The organism is Pseudoalteromonas rubra, from assembly GCF_001482385.1.
GTDB classification, from domain to species: Bacteria; Pseudomonadota; Gammaproteobacteria; order Enterobacterales; family Alteromonadaceae; genus Pseudoalteromonas; species Pseudoalteromonas ardens.
The window spans coordinates 3312657-3331563 of record NZ_CP013611.1; the positions used below are offsets into that span (position 1 = coordinate 3312657).

At 49.6% G+C, this 18907-nt stretch carries 16 protein-coding genes; 8 read left to right on the forward strand and 8 right to left on the reverse strand.

From position 1 onward, the window contains the following. Positions 1–382 precede the first annotated feature (382 nt). Positions 383–1555, reverse strand: a complete 1173-nt coding sequence (argE, locus tag AT705_RS14435; protein ID WP_058797099.1) for an acetylornithine deacetylase — start codon at positions 1553–1555, stop codon at positions 383–385. A 173-nt stretch (positions 1556–1728) separates the two neighbouring features. Here argE and argC point away from each other — a divergent pair, with 173 nt between their 5' ends. The 6 genes from argC (at position 1729) to AT705_RS14465 (ending at position 8321) form a co-directional block, all read left to right on the forward strand. Further along, on the forward strand, positions 1729–2739 hold the full coding sequence (argC, locus tag AT705_RS14440) for an N-acetyl-gamma-glutamyl-phosphate reductase (RefSeq protein ID WP_058797100.1): 1011 nt from the start codon (positions 1729–1731) through the stop codon (positions 2737–2739). Positions 2740–2742: 3 nt separating this feature from the next. Next, positions 2743–3525 (forward strand): acetylglutamate kinase, encoded by a 783-nt coding sequence (gene argB, locus AT705_RS14445; RefSeq protein ID WP_058797101.1) that lies wholly within the window; start codon positions 2743–2745, stop codon positions 3523–3525. Positions 3526–3533: 8 nt separating this feature from the next. After that, the gene (locus tag AT705_RS14450; RefSeq protein WP_058797102.1) at positions 3534–4454 is read left to right on the forward strand and encodes an ornithine carbamoyltransferase; all 921 of its coding nucleotides are present in this window, start codon (positions 3534–3536) and stop codon (positions 4452–4454) included. A gap of 31 nt (positions 4455–4485) precedes the next feature. Continuing rightward, a complete protein-coding gene (locus AT705_RS14455) occupies positions 4486–5700 on the forward strand; it encodes an argininosuccinate synthase (RefSeq protein ID WP_058797103.1) in 1215 nt (404 codons plus the stop codon). A gap of 24 nt (positions 5701–5724) precedes the next feature. After that, the gene (gene argH / locus AT705_RS14460) at positions 5725–7590 is read left to right on the forward strand and encodes an argininosuccinate lyase (RefSeq protein WP_058797104.1); all 1866 of its coding nucleotides are present in this window, start codon (positions 5725–5727) and stop codon (positions 7588–7590) included. Between the two features lie 212 nt (positions 7591–7802). After that, positions 7803–8321, forward strand: a complete 519-nt coding sequence (locus tag AT705_RS14465) for a hypothetical protein (RefSeq protein WP_058797105.1) — start codon at positions 7803–7805, stop codon at positions 8319–8321. A 49-nt stretch (positions 8322–8370) separates the two neighbouring features. Here AT705_RS14465 and AT705_RS14470 read toward each other — a convergent pair whose 3' ends face one another. Together AT705_RS14470 and coaD are read right to left on the reverse strand one after the other, a co-directional pair. After that, a complete protein-coding gene (locus AT705_RS14470; protein WP_058797106.1) occupies positions 8371–9735 on the reverse strand; it encodes a capsule assembly Wzi family protein in 1365 nt (454 codons plus the stop codon). Continuing rightward, entirely contained in the window at positions 9732–10214 is a 483-nt protein-coding gene (gene coaD / locus AT705_RS14475) for a pantetheine-phosphate adenylyltransferase (RefSeq protein WP_058798014.1), read from the reverse strand. Before coaD ends, AT705_RS14470 begins: the two co-directional genes overlap by 4 nt. A gap of 176 nt (positions 10215–10390) precedes the next feature. On the opposite strand from coaD, the gene AT705_RS14480 reads away from it, so the two are divergent. Together AT705_RS14480 and thiI are read left to right on the forward strand one after the other, a co-directional pair. Then, positions 10391–11047 (forward strand): TetR/AcrR family transcriptional regulator, encoded by a 657-nt coding sequence (locus AT705_RS14480; RefSeq protein WP_058797107.1) that lies wholly within the window; start codon positions 10391–10393, stop codon positions 11045–11047. Between the two features lie 125 nt (positions 11048–11172). After that, entirely contained in the window at positions 11173–12630 is a 1458-nt protein-coding gene (gene thiI / locus AT705_RS14485) for a tRNA uracil 4-sulfurtransferase ThiI (protein WP_058797108.1), read from the forward strand. Between the two features lie 51 nt (positions 12631–12681). On the opposite strand, the gene AT705_RS14490 is transcribed toward thiI, so the two are convergent. The 5 genes from AT705_RS14490 to AT705_RS14510 all read right to left on the reverse strand — a co-directional run bounded on the left by AT705_RS14490 (position 12682) and on the right by AT705_RS14510 (position 18763). Then, positions 12682–13695: a twin-arginine translocation signal domain-containing protein gene (locus tag AT705_RS14490; RefSeq protein ID WP_058797109.1), complete on the reverse strand. Its 1014-nt coding sequence runs from the start codon at positions 13693–13695 to the stop codon at positions 12682–12684. 3 nt (positions 13696–13698) lie between these two features. Beyond that, positions 13699–14631, reverse strand: a complete 933-nt coding sequence (locus AT705_RS14495; protein WP_058797110.1) for a hypothetical protein — start codon at positions 14629–14631, stop codon at positions 13699–13701. Positions 14632–14701: 70 nt separating this feature from the next. Beyond that, a complete protein-coding gene (locus tag AT705_RS14500) occupies positions 14702–16396 on the reverse strand; it encodes a thiamine pyrophosphate-binding protein (RefSeq protein WP_058797111.1) in 1695 nt (564 codons plus the stop codon). A gap of 18 nt (positions 16397–16414) precedes the next feature. Then, positions 16415–17908, reverse strand: a complete 1494-nt coding sequence (locus AT705_RS14505) for a flavin monoamine oxidase family protein (RefSeq protein ID WP_058797112.1) — start codon at positions 17906–17908, stop codon at positions 16415–16417. 24 nt (positions 17909–17932) lie between these two features. Beyond that, on the reverse strand, positions 17933–18763 hold the full coding sequence (locus AT705_RS14510) for an alpha/beta hydrolase (RefSeq protein WP_058797113.1): 831 nt from the start codon (positions 18761–18763) through the stop codon (positions 17933–17935). Positions 18764–18907 lie beyond the last annotated feature (144 nt).

Sequence of the window (18907 nt, forward strand, 5' to 3'; positions counted from 1 at the left end):
TGTAGTGAGAAAAATCTGCGAGCGGCACGCATCAGAGGAAGGAGACAAACATAACTGGCAGCCATATGCCAGCCGAGACGAACACGGCTAAACACATAGCAGATGCTAGCTGGATTGTGATGATAAGAGAGTAGATTGCACATCTTTTGCCCCCTTCCTTGTCAGTAGACCAATACTGCGGTGTCCTGTGCTGACAGTCGATGGCCCCGAACGGCCGGGGTGAGCCGCTGCTATAAAGCAAACGGCACACCTTTACAGGTAAAAGTCTGTCGAGATACGATTGACGGGTTGTATCTCGACAGGCTGATACCGACTATGTATTACATCTGTTCAGGTATAGTCGTTGAGGAGGCGTCTTTCAATTACATGTTATTACACTGCGCTATGCTGAACAGGTAAAACACTGCTGCTTGATCAGCTCAGTCAGGATCTGCTGACTGGGTTTGATTTTTTCCATCGCGAGATATTCATCTGGCTGATGTGCTTGAGCAATGGAGCCCGGCCCCATAACAATGGTTTCGCATCCAAGCTGCTGTAAGAACGGCGCTTCCGTACAATAGTTCACGGCAACGGCCTGTTGACCTGAAATTTTTTCAGCCAGTTTCACCAGTGCGCAATCCCGGGTGCCATGAAACGCGGGAATGGGATCATGCAAGTCTATGACTGATACGCTGTCTGGATAGCGCTTATTGATGGGCGCAACAGCCTGCATTAACAAGGCCTGTAGCTCGGTAATGCTGAGTCCGGGCAGTGGACGCAGGTCGATATGTAGCTCGCAACAGCCGCAAATGCGGTTGGCATTGTCACCCCCATGAATATGACCTAAATTCAAGGTCGGGTAGGGAATGATGAAATCAGAGAGTGAATATTTATTCTTTAAATCTTCTTTTAACTGTAACAGATTAGCAATTACTTGCTGCATGACTTCAATGGCATTGAGACCACGATCCGGGTCGGAACTATGACCAGAGCGGCCAGTGATCCGAATGGCTGAAGACATGTGTCCTTTGTGCGTATAAACCGGCACCATATCGGTTGGTTCGCCAATGATACAGCGTGCTGGTTTTAGGTTGCCGTGGCGTGCGATTTCTTGTGCACCTGCCATGGTGATCTCTTCATCTGCAGTTGCCAGGATCATCACCGGGGCACTTTGTTGTGCTTCTTGCAACTCCTCTAGTGCTTTCAACACAAAAGCAAAAAAGCCCTTCATATCAATGCTGCCTAAGCCATATAAGCGGTTGTCTTTTTCACTAAGCTGGAAAGGATCAAAATTCCAGCGACTGTCGTCAAAGGGCACGGTATCTGTGTGTCCGGCCAGCATCAGCCCCCCAGTTTGCTCCGCCAAACCGGGTGGACACTTGCGGGCGAGTAGATTGAATTTACCGGGAGCGCTGTGTAGCTCGGTGATTTCGGTGCTAAAGCCCAGTTGTTCACACCAGTGTGCAAGCAGTTCAATGACTGCGCGGTTACTTTGATTGAGGCTGGGATCGAGCGCACTGACAGAGGGGCGGGCGATGAGCTCGCTGTACATGGTTCTAAAGTCGGGTAGTGGCATTTATTTATCCTAAAATATTTATTCAAACCTGTTGCATAAAAATCTATATGTATGTAAGGTGAATATCAATTCATTTTTTTAGCATAAATATAGAGGGTGCAACAATGCGACGATAACATCATCAATAGCAGATTTACATGGTCTTTGTGTTTACTAATTTATAAGAGTTATCGATGTTTAACGTAGCAATTGTTGGCGCCAGCGGATATAGCGGCGCAGAGTTGGCCAGTTTGGTGGCCCGTCATCCGGGTTTGCACCTCAGTGGCTGTTATGTGTCCGCACAGAGTTTAGATAAAGGGAAGTATCTGAGTGAGTTATATCCTGAACATACAGGTTTACTTGATGTCTCCCTGCTCCCTTTGACGGATGAGACGTTTGCAGGCATAGCCGACAGTGATGTCGACTATGTCTGCCTTTGTACCGATCACAAGGTGAGCGTTGAGCTTGCCCAGACTTTCCTGGCCATGGGTAAAAAGGTCTTCGACCTCTCCGGGGCTTATCGACTTAAAAGCAGCGCTGATTACGAACAGTATTATGGCTTTAGCCACCCTTATTCGCAGTGGCTCGATAAAGCACAATATGGTCTGGTGGAGTGGTACGGTGACGCTTTGAGCGAGGCACAGCTGGTGGCGGTGCCCGGCTGTTATCCAACCGCTGCATTGAATGCGCTGAAACCCCTCAAACAGGCAGACTTACTGAGCGATGACACCATCATCATTAATGCGGTGTCAGGCGTCACGGGGGCCGGGCGTAAAGCCAGCCTCACAACACATTTTTGTGAAGTTTCGTTGACGCCTTATGGGTTGTTTAATCACAGACATACGCCTGAAATCGAGCGCTACCTTGCGCATCCGGTGTTGTTTACACCCCACCTGGGAAACTTCCCCCGTGGGATCCTCGAAACCATTTATGTTTCGCTTAAACCGGGAGTATCTGACCATCAGGTGGCTCAGGCTTATCAGGTGCTGGCAGACGAGCCACTGATCCGGCTTAAGGGTGCTGCACTGCCTTCAATTAAAGGCGTGGCAAACCGGGCTTTTGTCGATATTGGCTGGCAGCAACAGGGGCAGCAACTGATTGTCACAGTGGCCATTGATAATTTATTGAAAGGTGCGGCAGGACAGGCGCTGCAATGTATGAATCTGGCCAGTCAGTATCCGCATGAACAAGGGTTGATGGGGTAATTCATGACAAATAAAAAAACCTGGGTGATCAAACTCGGTGGTGCTGTGCTGAATTCAGATCACGCCGCGCATGATTTGTTTATTGCGCTTAAATCACTGGCTCAGCAAGGTCGTCCAGATAACTTTGTGGTGGTACATGGCGGTGGGGCGCTAGTGGATAGCTGGCTCAGTGATGCCGGGTTTGCGACCGCTAAACATCAGGGGCTGCGGATCAGCCCTAAAGAGCAGATGCCATACATAGTCGGTGCACTAGCTGGGTGCGCAAACAAACAGTTGATGGCACAGGCAATTACTGCGGGTCTGATGCCGGTTGGGATCAGTTTATACGAAGCTGGCCTGCTGACTACGCAGAAACTCAAGGCGCTGGGGCAGGTTGGCACCTGTGAAGCAGCTCACGAAAGCCTGGTCCCTGAACTACTCGCAGCAGGAAGAATTCCCTTAATCAGCTCGATTGGCATTGGTGCAGACGGCGCGTTGTTTAATGTCAATGCGGATGAAGCAGCGGCAGCGCTGGCACATCAGCTCGGTGGTGAGCTGATTTTTATGACGGATGTTGAAGCTGTGCTGGACGGCGCAGGTCAGCCATTAGCGCAACTCAATAGTGACCAGATTGAACAACTAATAGCACAGAAGGTGATTGTGGGCGGGATGGAGGTCAAAGTTAAGACCAGTCTTCACGCTGCCCGACATTTACGACGTGGGGTGTATATCTCAAGCTGGCAGAAGCCAGATAACCTGCTTGCCCTGATTGAGGGGCAGCACGTCGGAACCCATATTCTACCGTAGGAAGCCTTATGTCGAGTCACTTTATTACTGGTCTGGAGTTTGATAAAAGCCAGATCCTGAAACTGCTTGCGCTTGCAAGTGACATCAAACAACAACCGCAGGAATTTGCCCACGCACTGGCGGGTAAATCTGTGGTCACGCTATTTGAAAAACCCAGCCTCAGAACCCGTTTGTCATTTGATATTGGGATCAACAAACTCGGAGGGCACGCGGTTTATTTGGATCAGCAAAACGGTGCCATGGGCAGCCGTGAATCGGTGCAGGATTTTGCATTGAATATCGCCACCTGGGCAGATGCGTTGGTCGCTCGGGTTTCTTCACACCACACTTTAGAGGTGCTGGCTGAATATTCTGATATTCCGGTGGTGAACAGTCTCTGTGATTTATATCACCCTTGTCAGGCGTTGGCTGACTTTTTGACGTTGCAGGAGGTATTTGGTGATGTCAGTCAGATCAAATTGGCTTACCTGGGCGAAGGCAATAATGTCTGTCAGTCTTTATTGTTGCTGGCCGCGACTCTGGGGGCCGACTTTGTTGCGGTTTGTCCTAAAGGACATTCTCCTGATGCCCAGATTGTTAAGCAGGCAGAGCAAATTGCGGCCGTAAACGGCGCATCAGTGCTGATCAGCGATCGTATCGAAGCCGCAGCAGGTGCCAATGCTTTGTACACAGATACCTGGGTATCTATGGGTAGTGACACCTCACTGGAGCAGGCGAAAGCGACTTTTATGCCGTATCAGCTCAATCAAACATTGTTCGACCAGACCGGGGCTAGCACGGTACTACACTGTCAGCCTGCTCATCGTGGTTATGAGATCACATCTGAGGTGATGGACGGGCCTAAAGCACGGATCCTGCAACAGGCCGAAAACCGTATGCACGCACAAAACGCCCTGTTACTCGCGCTCATGAACAAACAGATCGTCTGAACCAATCGAATTAAGTATTAAGGTAAATATTATGAAAAACATTAAAAAAGTAGTGCTGGCTTACTCCGGTGGTTTGGATACTTCAGCAATTGTGCCTTGGTTAAAAGAAAACTATGGCTGTGAAGTGGTCGCGTTTGTGGCCGATGTGGGCCAGGGTGACGAGGAGCTTCAGGGCGTAGAAGAGAAAGCCCTGGCATCGGGCGCCAGCGAGTGTCATATCGTTGATCTGAAAGCTGAACTGGTCAGCGAGTATATTTATCCGACTTTGCAAAGTGGTGCGGTGTACGAAGGCACCTATTTACTGGGCACTTCGATGGCTCGACCTATCATTGCTAAGGCGCAGGTAGAAATTGCCCGTAAAGTGGGCGCAGATGCACTGTCTCATGGCTGCACAGGTAAAGGCAATGATCAGGTGCGGTTTGAGTCCTGCTTTGCTGCGCTGGCACCCGATCTGGCAGTGATCGCACCATGGCGTGAGTGGTCTTTGTCTAGTCGTGAATCTTTGCTGGATTATCTGGCTGAACGCAACATACCGTGTGCAGCTTCAGCAACCAAAATTTACAGCCGTGATGCCAATGCCTGGCATATTTCTCATGAGGGCGGCGAACTGGAAGACCCCTGGAATCAACCGAGCGATCAGGTCTGGACCTGGACGGCTTCGCCTGAGCAGGCACCCAATGAAGCCGAGCTGGTGAGTGTGCAAATTGAGTCTGGACAGGTGGTGGCGGTGAATGGCCAAGCCCTGACTCCCTATCACTGTTTACTCACACTCAACGAAATTGCCGCAAAGCATGGCGTGGGTCGTATTGATATTGTCGAAAACCGCCTGGTGGGCATGAAGTCACGTGGGTGTTATGAAACGCCGGGAGGCACAGTGATGGTGGCCGCATTACAGGCCATTGATGAGCTGGTGCTGGATAAGGCGAGCCGAAAATGGAAAGAAACCGTTGCCAGTGAATTTGCCCATCTGGTGTATGACGGGCGTTGGTTTACGCCGTTGAAAGACTCTTTGCTGGCCGCTGCACAGTCTTTGGCCCAGGTGGCGACGGGTGAAGTAGTACTGAAGCTATACAAAGGGCAAGTCAGTGCAGTGCAAAAACGTTCTGTGAACAGTTTATACAGTGAGGACTTTGCGACTTTTGGAGAGGACGATGTGTACGATCAGTCTCATGCCGAAGGCTTTATACGCCTGTTCTCTTTATCCAGCCGTATTTCGGCACTGAACAAACAAAAATCGGTCAAGTAAAGGTAATCAGAGGAGTAAAGTAACATGGCATTGTGGGGTGGGCGCTTTTCGTCTGGGCCGGATGAGGCCTTCAAACAATTTAATGATTCCTTGCCGTTCGATTATCAGCTGGCTGAGCAGGATATTGTTGGCTCGATTGCCTGGGCAGGGGCACTCAAACAGGTTCAGGTCCTGACCGACGATGAGCATGCCCAACTGGTTGCGGCGTTGCAGGCGCTGCTCGAGGAAGCCAGTGCTGATCCGCATGCCATTGCTACGGCCGGGTATGAAGATATTCATTCTTATGTAGAGGCGCGCTTGATTGAAAAAGTCGGCGACCTGGGCAAAAAGTTGCACACGGGTCGTAGTCGTAATGATCAGGTGGCCACCGACTTTCGCTTGTGGTGCCGAGAGAGTAGCTACAAAATACTGGACGCACTGACGATGTTAAAAACGGCTTTCGTTGCGTTGGCAGAGCGTGAACTGGGCACTATTCTGCCTGGTTATACTCATTTGCAACGGGCACAACCCGTGTTGTTCAGTCACTGGTGCATGGCTTACGTGGAAATGCTGGAACGTGATGCGTCGCGTCTGCAAGATGCCATAACACGGCTGAATGAATGTCCGCTTGGCAGTGGTGCGCTGGCAGGCACTGCCTATGCTATCGACAGAGAGCGGCTGGCTGCTGAGTTGGAGTTCAACTGTGCCACCCGCAATAGCTTAGATGCCGTCTCAGACAGGGACTTTGTCCTGGAGCTTCTGAGTTGTGCTTCCATCTCTATGCTGCATCTGTCACGTCTGGCCGAGGATATGATTTTTTATAACTCCGGTGAGGCTGGCTTTATTGATTTGGGTGATAATGTGACATCTGGCTCTTCTTTAATGCCTCAGAAGAAAAACCCTGATGCGCTAGAGCTTATCCGAGGCAAAACGGGGCGCGTGTTTGGTGCCTTCAGTGCCATGATGATGACCTTGAAAGCGCTGCCTCTGGCCTATAACAAGGATATGCAGGAAGACAAAGAAGGGGTGTTTGACGCTATGCCAACCTGGCTGGCAGCACTTCATATGGCTCAGTCTTGCATTGAAAGTGTGAAAGTGAATGCAGATAAAACCAAACAAGCGGCACAGGGAGGGCATGCCAATGCCACTGAGCTGGCCGATTATTTGGTGGCGAAAGGGATCCCTTTCCGTGAAGGCCACCACATCGTGGGGCAACTGGTACAGCTGGCGCTGAGTGAACAAAAAAACCTTGAAGACCTTAACCTGGCACAATTTCAGTCTGTGTGCACGCACATCGAACAGGATGTTTACCCGGTATTGCAACTCGATGCCTGTATTGCAGCGCGCAGCGCGAAAGGGGGGACGTCAGTCACTCAGGTTTCTGCGGCTATCGGCGCGGCGAAAAAAAAACAGCAAATCACGGTACGTGATGCCTCTTTGAATGATGTGGAGGCCATCGCGGGGTTGATCCAATACTGGGCGAAAGTGGGTGAAAACCTGCCTCGTGCCAAAAGTGATATGATCCACAGTATCAATGAATTTGCTGTGACTGAGGTCGATGGCAAGGTCACCGGTTGCGCATCGCTTTATATTTACGATACAGGGTTAGCTGAGATCCGCTCACTGGGCGTTGATCCGACGATCCCTGTGAAAGGCCAGGGACAGCAGCTCGTTGCGCACCTGCTGGCTAAAGCCAAACGCCTGGCGTTAAAGCGGGTGATTGTACTGACTCGGGTGCCAGGCTTTTTTGACAAGCAAGGGTTCAGTGGGTGTAATAAAGACAGTCTGCCCGAAAAGGTCATGAAAGATTGCGAGTTGTGCTTGCGCAAAAACAACTGCGATGAAGTCGCCATGGAATACATGTTACAGGCTGCGGAACCTGCGCGGATCCCGTGTCAGTTTGTGGCCTGAGTGTTTGGTGACTGTTTCAATGAAAGTGCCCTGTCGGGCACTTTTGTCATTTCTGGACCCATGCTAACCATGACGCACAAAGCATTTGCACAAGGCTGGTCAAAGTGTGGCAGTGTTTGCTAGAGTAACGCCACACAATAAGAGTTTGAAATACATAACGAAGCCTAAATGGCTTGGCCTATGTTCTGACAAACCACAAAACAGCGATATTTATGTTATTTGACTATTTTGGCTTAAGTACTGGTGCCATGGTGCTCTGGGGCTTTTATATGGCTTTTTTGCTCAGTGCCGGGTTGGCGGTGCTGGGTATAAACACGAACAAGCAAGTTTTTTCTGCCTCTTTGATCCTGTCGCTGTCGTATAGCCTGAGCGATCTTTTTATGTCTATCGATATGGTCGCCAGCGATTTTATTTATTGGGCGAGTTATGACGTCCTGACCGTGGTGGCCTTGTTTATTGCTCGGTACAAATGGTTCAGGCATGCACCGCAGCAACCTGCTTTCTTCTATTGCGTGTTGGCGCTAAGCATAAACGCCTCGATGTTTTTCATGATGTACGTGGACTCCTATTTGCTTGGTACCAGGGACCCTTGGATGTTATGGTACGTTTATTCCTGGACAGTGATCAGTGCTGACTTTGTGATGGTGGGGGCCCTGATAACGAATCGTGATTTTTTAGCCCTGTATCGTTTGTTTTATCCGCAACCGTATACGGCACAAAGGGCAATATGAGCGATTTGGGTAGAGTCGGTACCGCCCGAATAGATCGGGCGGTAAGGGATTAGAATCGGTACTCCCAGCTGACGGATGCTGATGTTTCATTGTTTGAATTTGTGGCGCCTTTATCACGCCAGTGCGCCAGATCCAGTTTTAGCAAACCGTTAAACAGGCCTTGCTGATAGCCAACCTGAAGTAAATCCCGGTCGATATTTAGGGTGTCAAATTGTAGCCGTTTTATTTTGGCATAACCGCCGTAACCGCCCATACCATAGTAGGTTGCGCCTAAGCTAATGGAGGTTGCTTGTGGGCCCATGTGTGCACCCAGCCAGCGGTCACGTTCACGGTAATCTGCCCCTTCACCTGCCGTCGCAAAGTGACACTGAAAACTGGCTTGCTGTGCCTGGCAATTCGTTTCTGTATCACTGTATTCAAGGTAAGATTTTATGCGATATTCCGATGTCCCCCAGAAGGTTTCAGCCCCTAAGGTGAAAGCGCCATTGTCTGGTAACGCGCCTTGGTCATTGTCGCCACTTACTTCACCATAAAAAGCCACGGGCATGCCCGCAATGCGAGAGGCGTATTTGACATCGATGCTGCTCAGGCGCTGTTGATCCTGAGTTTCATCTTGTGGATCTGTCCGGTATACGAAGTCACTGGCTGTGGTGGCATAGGAGACTTCCAACCCCTGTAAAGGAAAGGCTGATACTCTGATGCCCCAAAAGTCTTTTTCGTTGTCGACAGCCAGCTGCGGACGTTGCTTTGCTGCGATAGCGGTGATCTGCCAGGGACCGATAAAAGATAAAAAGCTTGGTCCGCTGTAATTGGTATTGGCGCGGCTGATGCGGAGTGCTTTCATCGGTGCTGCGTTGTTAGAGAGTAATAAGGCGTTTTCATTGCCCGGACCCCACCAGTAATCAAGTCGTTCTGCGCTAAACGCCCAGTCACCCAGCAACACTGCCAGGTGGCTGCCATGATGGCTGACCTGTTTACCGTCTTGCGGGTTATCAGCATAGTTAACTTGTACCCGGGCACTGACATTACTACCAGTGATCTGACCATAACTGCTAATCCCGCTGCGAGATCGGGTTTGCTGACCAAACCCTGCCGGCATGGTCTGCTCATCACTATAATGTGTGATGATGCCCGAGTGGGTGTCTCGCTTTGCCTGTTCCAGAGCATGCTTTACGTGTTGCAGCGCAAACTGGACATCTTCGGGTAACTGAGCCGCGTCGGCTTTAACCAGATCGTCCACCAGGCCATTCCACATTAAGGGGTATTGGTTAACTGGACGTTGAATGACCCCAGCGCTGACGAGCAGGTCAATTGAGTGTTTAAGGTGGCTTTCCCCGGCATCAATCCAGGGTGAAGAGAATGCAGACGCTGAGGCCAGTGCCAGGCCGCTTAATATAAAACAGGAACGCTTCATCCGTGTAACTTTTCCTCTAAAGCTTTAGCCACTAATGGGCTGACAAATTCACTGACATCACCATGATGTAAAGCCACTTCTTTGACCAAAGTGGAAGAGATAAAAGAGTTTTTCTCTGAGGGCGTCAGAAACACACTTTCTAATTCAGGAAACAAACGGCGGTTCATATTTGCCAGCTGAAACTCATAATCAAAATCAGAAACTGCTCTGATCCCACGGATCAGCACATTGGCTTGCTGCTGACGGGCGAGGTCGACTAACAGCCCGGTAAAGCCAATGACTTTGACGTTGTCATGTTCCGCCAGTACCTCTTTTGCTAAAGCAACACGTTCATCCAACGTAAAACAGGGTTTTTTGTTTGGATTATGTGCAATGGCTAAAATGACAGTGTCGAACATTTTGGCCGCGCGTTTGATTAAATCGGCGTGTCCGTTGGTGAGCGGATCAAAGGTGCCCGGATATAAAGCGGTTACTTGCATGTCTGGATCATAAAAGTTCAAATTCGTTCTATATTATCAAGCTTACGACACAATATCACTGGTCTGATTTCAAAATGAAAATTTAATGTTATTCCCATTTAGTGCTATTTTCACTGTGCGTTATAACCGAAAGGTCAATATCGCTTCATTAATTACGTGTTATCAGAGAACCGAATATGAATACCAAGGAAAAAATTATTCGTACCAGTATCGCCTTGTTTAATTTACATGGCGAGCGAACAATCACCACTAACCACATCGCTTCTAATATGGGGATCAGTCCTGGTAATTTGTATTACCACTTTAAAAATAAAGAAGACATTATTCGTAATATTTTTGCGCTATATAGTGAGCACCTAAGTACCCACTTTAAGCCATTAGCAGCCCATGATGAGCCTGTTGAGCAGTTGACTCAGTATCTTGACTCGCTGTTTGAGCTAATGTGGCGCTACCATTTCTTCTACGATAACCTCAATGATATTTTGGTCCGCGACGATGTCCTTAAGAAGGATTATATTGCGTTTCAGGCGCGGTTGTTTGAACAGGTAAAAGCGGTCGTTATTGGTCTGCGAACGGCTGAAGTCATTGCGATCAGTAATGAAGATGCCAATGAGCTGGCCCATATGCTGAAAATGGTGGTGAGCTTTTGGACGCCGTATGTTAAAGCACGCAGAATGACTGGAGTGCTGGAGCAGCAGGATATCTATAATGGTATTGTTAAAGTCCTGATGCTGTTTAAACCCTACGCGACTTCACTGAGCCGGGACAAAATTCAACACTTGCAGCAGCATTATCAGACAATGGCGGATGCGTCTTTGCCCAGCATAGCTTGATCCCACAGACCAGAAAAGCTGGTTATCCTCTGTATATTTCCTAGTCTTTAATAAGTCTGCTATAATCGCGCGCCCGTTGTCGGCGCGCCAATTGCGCATTCATGTCCAAACCAAGAGTGACTTCTATGTTTAAATTTATCGTCAAATTGCACCCCGAAATCGTGATCAAAAGTAAATCGGTTCGCAAACGCTTTACTATGGTACTCGAACGAAACATCAAACTGGTGCTGAGCCGCTTTGACGAAAAAGTGACGGTAAAAAATAACTGGGACAACATCACGGTGGTAACGCATAGCGACGATCCTAAGATCCGCAAAGCGTTTATCAGTGGTTTGGGCCGTATTCCTGGCATAGTGCAGTTTCTTGAAGTGCAGGAAACCACTTTTGAAACGCTGGACGACATTTATCAAACCGCACTGCCTTTGGTGGGCCCACAAATCGAAAATAAGACGTTTTGCGTTCGGGTGAAACGTCAGGGGGATCACGACTTTACCTCCAGTGATGTAGAAAGATATGTCGGCGGCGGTCTGAACCAGAATGTGCCGGGCGCACGGGTGCAACTGCGCAAGCCTGAGGTCACGGTTAAAATCGAAGTAAAAGGCGATCGCGCCTATATCGTAACGACTAAACACCTGGGAATGGGTGGTTTCCCACTGCCAACACAGGAAGATGTACTGTCTTTGATGTCAGGTGGCTTTGACTCCGGTGTGGCCAGCTACCAGATGATCCGTAAAGGGGCGAGAACCCATTTCCTGTTCTTCAACCTGGGTGGTGCGGCGCATGAGATCGGTGTAAAACAGGTGAGCCACTACTTGTGGAAGCAATATAGCTCAACCCACAAGGTGCGCTTTATCACGGTGGACTTTGAGCCGGTGGTGGCAGAAATCCTTGAGAATATCGAAAACAGCCAGATGGGCGTCGTGCTCAAACGTATGATGATGCGAGCCGGTTCCGCCGTTGCTGAGCGCTTTGGTATTCAGGCGCTGGTAACAGGTGAGTGTATTGGTCAGGTGTCGAGTCAAACACTGGCAAACCTGAACGTGATTGATCGTGTTACTGAAACCCTGATCTTACGCCCTCTGATCCAATATGATAAAGAAGAGATCATTCGTATTGCGCGCCAGATTGGCACCTGTGAAATGGCGGAGTCAATGCCTGAGTACTGTGGTGTGATCTCGAAAAAGCCGACGGTTAAAGCGAAGCTGGAAAAAATCGAAGCTGAAGAAGGCAAGTTTGACTTTGATGTGCTGGATACCGTGGTGGAAAATGCCATCGTGAAAGACATTCGCGAGATTGAAGCAGAGGCAAAAGAAGAGGTTAAAGAAGCTGAAAATGTCAGCGATCTGCCTGCCGGTGCCGTGGTGGTTGATATTCGTTCCCCGGAAGAGGAGGATGCGGATCCGCTTGAACTGGAGGGAGTTGAAGTGATCCACCTACCGTTTTTCCGCCTGGCGACGAAGTTTGGCGATTTACCACAGGACAAAGATTACTACCTCTATTGTAACAAAGGCGTGATGAGCCAGCTGCAGGCTCTGATCCTGCACGAAAATGGCTTTGCCAACGTCAGAGTATATCGCCCATAAGGATTACCCCCTAAATTGTGGCTGAGCAACGGCGCTCAGCCACACCACATTTTACCCCAGCGTTACTTTTTTTAATGCCACACCGGAACGGCTCAGGGCTGATTCAACCAGCCGAATAGTCAGCGGATCGCGGCTGCTGCCATGTTGCATCCAGACTAATGACTGAGCAGTGCGCGCTGTGACCTGTGTATTATTGTGCAGCGCACTGAGGTAATGACGCGCGAACACCGCCTGGCTGGTCATATCATTAGAGATATTCAGGATCCCCGGATGGACACATTTTTCCTCGCACTGCGCAGTATCTGTGGTTGCGACAAATCGCGTTGCGTTGTTTGCCACTAACCTGACTTTGGCAAACACCGCACGGTTGAGCACGGAGATTTTGGTGACATCATCCAGTTGCCCGGCATACTGAGCCAGCCCATCAGCAGCCAACAGGGTTTGTGCAATGGCATGCTCAGGTATGACAGGCTGACCATGTTGATCGGTCAGCTGACCCAGATACACAATATGATCTGCACGCTTAGCACTGCTCAAAACGTGTAAACCCGGCAACCCCTGGGGGAGCGTCAATGTCTCCCAGTGTGTATTACCCAGGGTATTAACAAAATGCTCTGGTTTAAATGCCTTGCCCAGCGCCTTGCTTGCCGAGACCACCAGTGACGAGGTCGGTTGGAGGTCGTGTTTACTGCGATAAGCAATGGTGATTTGCTGCGCTTTCACCCCTTGTGCCAGCAGATGCATCAGGCTTGCATGCAGGAGTTTACTGTCAACACTATAAGGAAATGGTTTATCCGACACGACGCCCAGGACTATCAAAACTTGATGCCCTGTCCGGATCGGCAAATCCAGCGTGTCTGCCAGTGCTATGTATTGATCCTGCATGTGCGCTTGTTCTTGCAAGCCTGCATTTTTCAGTGTGGCTGTGGCGACGACGCCCTGATGCACATCAATGGTGTTTTGCCAGGCAAAAGTAGAAGTGCTGGTTGCCAGCGCGCCCAGTCCCAGCCCGGTTCCTTTTAAAAAGGAACGCCTGGACACAGTGGTGTGTTGCTGATTTTTCATAGATTAAGAAACCTTTTGATAGAGAGCCAGGTATTCAGGAAGCGCCTGGTGTGAGTTCAGCGTGTGCATATCGACCAGTTTGAACCCATATTGCGCCATTTCCCGGTGCCATGTTGTTGCGGAGCGTAGTCGTGTGCGTTGTGCTGCTGCTTGCTGCCAGGATTGCCCTTCAAACAGATTGGTCCAGTCATTCAGCACTGCCGCAAAGTGTTGTTGCACTGGCTTTTGTACGTCATAAAGGCGCATGGCAAGGTGGCCGCCGGAGGTCATTTGTCGACTCAGCCCTGACATCATTCCGGTAAACACCTCTTGGCTGTAACAGTGTGGGCCGTCATAAATGGCAGCCAGTTGCAAATGAGCGTCTTTGTTCAGCGCCAGCGCGTGCTGATCTACTTCAGTGGTTGTGGCAATACTGATCACATCGGAGCGCGCGATGGGGCTGTAACTTGCCGGCATAGGCCGGGTAACAGTCAATTTGCGACCACTTACCTGTGGCAACAGAGCAATGGGATCAAAGCTGCTGTTGGGCAAGCCAAAACTGATGTAACCGTCTACCGGGACTGCAGTGATGAGATCCTGTAATGACTCAATACACTGGATTTGACGATCCTGATAGCGATGCATGTTGATCAGATTCAGGTTCATTGAGTCCTGCGCCACCAGTTCGTGAAGGCGCGTGTAGATGGCGTGCTCACTCTCTAGTTGCGCGATACATTGGATCGCCTGTGTATGGATCTCTGCATCCTGATAAAGGTGTAATTGCTGAGCCAGAATAGGCAGCAATTCAGTCAGTCGGTTTTTGTCCAGGTAGAGTGCATGATAGCTATTCTCCTGATTTAACAAGGCCCTGACTAACGGAGAGGCTGCCACCTGACAACCAGTCAGTCCTGCAAGTGCGAAACTGCTTTTTAAAAACGTACGCCGCGACAATGTCATCCTTATACCCTTGTGCTGAAGAGGCGCAAACGCCTCTTGAAACGATTAAAAGAATTAATATCTGATTGACTTAAATACCCAAGAAAGCGCGGTTCTCAGCCGGCAGATCTTTCATTGGGATCTGTGCTGCAATGACACAGGGTTGATCCGGACGAGCATGTGCGTGACGCAGCGCGCCCAGCAGATCATCATAACTGGTGACTCTGAGGCCGATCCCGCCATTGTAGACATGGGGCATGTTTTCGTACTTCCAGCCGTTGAGCATCACGTAGTCCAGTGGTGCTTTGTTCGGTTCAGTAAAGAAAGTACCGTCGATCAGGAACTGTTCAATGGCATATGAACCGTTGTCGATGATCACTATGATGCCAGGTATCTGATTCTGGACGAATGACGAGAAGGCTTGCGACACCATTTGGAAACCGCCATCACCTGTCACTATCAGTGGCCGTTTGCCAGTTGCAAAGTAAGCGCCGATTGCGGCAGGTGTGCCCTGACCGATTGACAGCCAAATGGGGTTTGCCAGGAAGCATTGGGTATCCAGTACCGGAATATCTGCTCCCGGGAAACTGGCCAGACAGGTATCCAGGCTGATGTAATAAGGGTCGGGCTGCTCCGTTAGGAAGTCACCAATCGCAGCAAAAATGCCGTCGTGACCGAGCGTGCCGTTATACGGGTCATCACCTAGTTTGGATTGCCAATGCGCACGGCGATCCTGATACGTTTGTCCCGCTACGGTAGGGATTTGGCGATCTGTGCGGGTCAACTCAGGTAATTGATTCAGTGACTCTAAAGAGGCGCCCAGTGACAGTTTAGGCAGCACCTCGGTCCCTATCATGGCTTTATTGAATGCGACACGAAGCAGTTTGTCGCCCAAAGAGGTGACCATGTAGCGATGGTCGATACCGAATAAACACCCAAGCGCAATGACGCAATCTGACGATTCAACGCCCTGAGTCACAGTGGACGGTGCCAGATCGCTATCATAAACGCCGCAGAACAGCGGGTGAGATTCACTGACCAGCGACTTGGACAGCAAGGTGGTATAAAACGGCAAGTTTTGGGCTTCAACAAAACGCATGGCTTCATCGATCAGACCGAAGCGCACCAGCTCAGCCCCTAACAGGACGACCGGGTTACTTGCCTGCGCAAGTTTGTCGGCGACGGCTTGTGTGAATGGCCGTGCTCCTCGCTTAAAGCGCTTCGGACTGTAAGCCAGATTAGGAGAAAAATGACCAATCGGTTGTTTCCAGAGATCCTGTGGGATCTCAATATAAACCGGGCCTGAGCGTTCAATGGCCATGATCAACAAACGATCGATGCGGTCTGCTGCGCCTTCCAGAGTGCGGATTTCCGCTGCACCCAGAGTCAGCTTGCGAAACACTTTCAGGTCGGTTTTGCCAAATCCGGTTGAGTGGGAGAAGAGGACGTCATATTCAGCTTCCAGGCGTAAATCCTTGTCTGTCGGACCGCCATTGATCACGGCCAGTGGTACGCGTTCAGTGAGGGCACTGGCAATACCGTTTGCCATACTGAGCGTACCAACACCATACGCGACCGATACCGCACCGATTGCCCCTTGTCTGCCGTAACCATCAGCAGCATAGCCGGCTTCCAGCTCGTTGACTGTATTCACAAACTGCATATCCGGGTCGGCTACCAGACTATCAATGAAATCTGAGCATGAGGTGCCGGGCACCCCAAATACGTGATAACAACCAAGTTGCTTTAGTCTGAGTGTAATAAACTCAGCAACAGTATAAGACATGTTTTTTCCTTAAAATAGTTATGCTTTTTGACTTATGTACTGGACGGCTTCCAGCGCCGATACCAGGGCACCCTGGATCCATGAGTGGTAAAGGGAGCAATGTTCTCCGGCGAAACATAAGCGCTGTTCAGGCTCGCTCATCAGTGCGTAATAATCCTGATGGTCTCTGGGGTTAAAAAAGGCGTAAGCGCCTGCTGAATGGGTGTGATTCGTCCAGCTCCAGCGCAGCACACTCAAAATATCGTCGCGTTCGATATAGGGATGCACTTTCTTCAGCTCAGTGTAAATAAATTCTTTAAGCTCGAAGTTATTCAGTGTATCGACCCGGCGCGCATGCTGGCCCCAGGTGTAAGATGCCAGCAAATAACTGGGAGAGCGCGATACCTGCGGATCTTTGCGTTGCGCGTTGTCTGCCGGGAACCAGGTATGACCCAGGCCCACATCGTAGATGGTGCTGCCGCCATAAATGCCTTCGTTGAGTTCCCAGAAACGGTTTTTCGTTCGGATCAGCACTTTGGTCGCCGAATCATAATTGACCTGTGCAAATGCTCGGGACTTGAGCGGGTTGATGGACTGCTTAAAGTCTACCTTGCCGAGTACACCAAAGGGCAATGTACAAATTACAAAGTCTGAACGCAGTGTGTGTTTAGAGCGATCTCTGAGCTGGTAAGTGACAGCAACGCCACTGGCCTGGTTGTCTATGGCGATTACCCGCGCGCCCGCTTTAAACTGCACGCCATGCTGGATTTTTTCGAACAGTTTGCGAGGCAGTAAATCGGTGCCCCCAACGACTTCGTCGAAACCATCAAACCAGACGCGCTCCAGCTCTTCTCTGAGATGCTCGGAAAAGGACGTTTGCATCAGTGTGGATACGCCATAAATGGCACTGACGTATTCCAGTGCATCGAGGCTTAACCCGGCCGCAACGAACGCGTCTTTTAACGACATGTCATCCAGTGCTTTGAGCTTCTCACTGTCTAATGTTCTGTTATAAAGCGCTTTTTTTTCATCGCTGCTGAGTGAATTGAGGACCTCAGTGACCGCAATTTCCCACATGTTATCGGCGGACATTTTTTGCTCTGCCGGTCTGAGGGAAAAATGCTGTTTTAACTGTTCGAACCCGGCTTCACTACGGGGGACTTTCTGACCTCGGATCATGGCAAAGGTCTTGTCATTTTCCTGAACAAAATGACGCATTTCCAGTCCCATTTCGCGGATGTAATGACGCGTCAGGTGGTGCTCTGTCGGGATCCGCATTGCCCCCAGCTCCGCGTATAATTTGTCAGACTCTCGCAGTGTTCTGACACGTCCGCCAATGTGACTGGGGTCTGCTTCCAAAAGGGTCACTTTTGCCCCCAGTCTGAGCAGCTCATAGGCCGCACTGAGGCCTGCGACACCGGCACCAACGATAGTCACAGTCGGTTGCGAGGCAAGGCTGTTGTCTTGCAATGCCCGCACGCTATTGAGCACAATCATTGGATCGGGAATACTGTTTGAAATACCTTTTTGCATACTTTTCAATCCTTGTTTGCGTGTTTAAAGTTGCAAGGCCTGAGTGATGACCTCAGCCAGTTCAAGTGGTTTGGTGAGCATCGGCAAATGGCCGGAATCCAGGCTATAGGTTTGAGTAATACCGATGGATTCAGCAATTTTCTTTTGCGAGGACAGGGAAATAATTTTGTCCTGAGTGGCAAAAACATAGGCTTTGTTAATGGGTGCCAAAGTGGTTTTGCTCAGCATCACTTTGCCATCTCCGGTGATGGCTGGCTCATCGACTGAATTGTCCAGTACAAACTGTTGCTGGGTTTTGCTGTGCGCTTCAGTGAACGAAGATAAATAGGCAGACTTGTCGGAAATCTTCATCCAGCCATCTTCATACGTGATACCGGAAAAATAATGCTCTTCGTCCTGTTTACTTAGTAAGGCAAAAGGCTTTGCGCCTTCTATCGGTGCAACGGCGCTGACGTAGATGATGTCGCTAATGTTGACATCACTGCATAGCGTGATGGCTTTGTGGACAATAGCACCGCCCTGGCTATGTGCGACCAGTGCCTGTGGTTGGGGATACGATCGTAAATGTGTACATAAACTTTGAGCTGCGTGATCCAAGGTGATGGATTTAGGATCTATGGTGGTTTTGCGCCCAGGTAAGTCAACGACGTAGTTTCTGATCCCCTGTTTTGTCAGTTGAGATTGTACTGTCGACCAGGCTGTTCCTTTAGAATGCGCACCATGAATAAATATGACTGATTTTTTTAGAGCGTCTGTCTCTTGAGCAAGAGATTGCACTGGTGCTTGTTGAGAAATGCTATTACAGCCACTCAAAATAACAGCACAGCACAGCGGCAACCAAACCTTTGAGTTCATATTAAATCCTTCTTGATTAAAGTAAAGGCTGTTGAAATCGCGGGCATGGTAGCAAAAAAATTTCCCAATATTAAGTACGGTTTATACTGTGTTTTCTTGTTGTTTACATTTCATAAACCTTTGAATTGCGTATTCTGTTTTCAA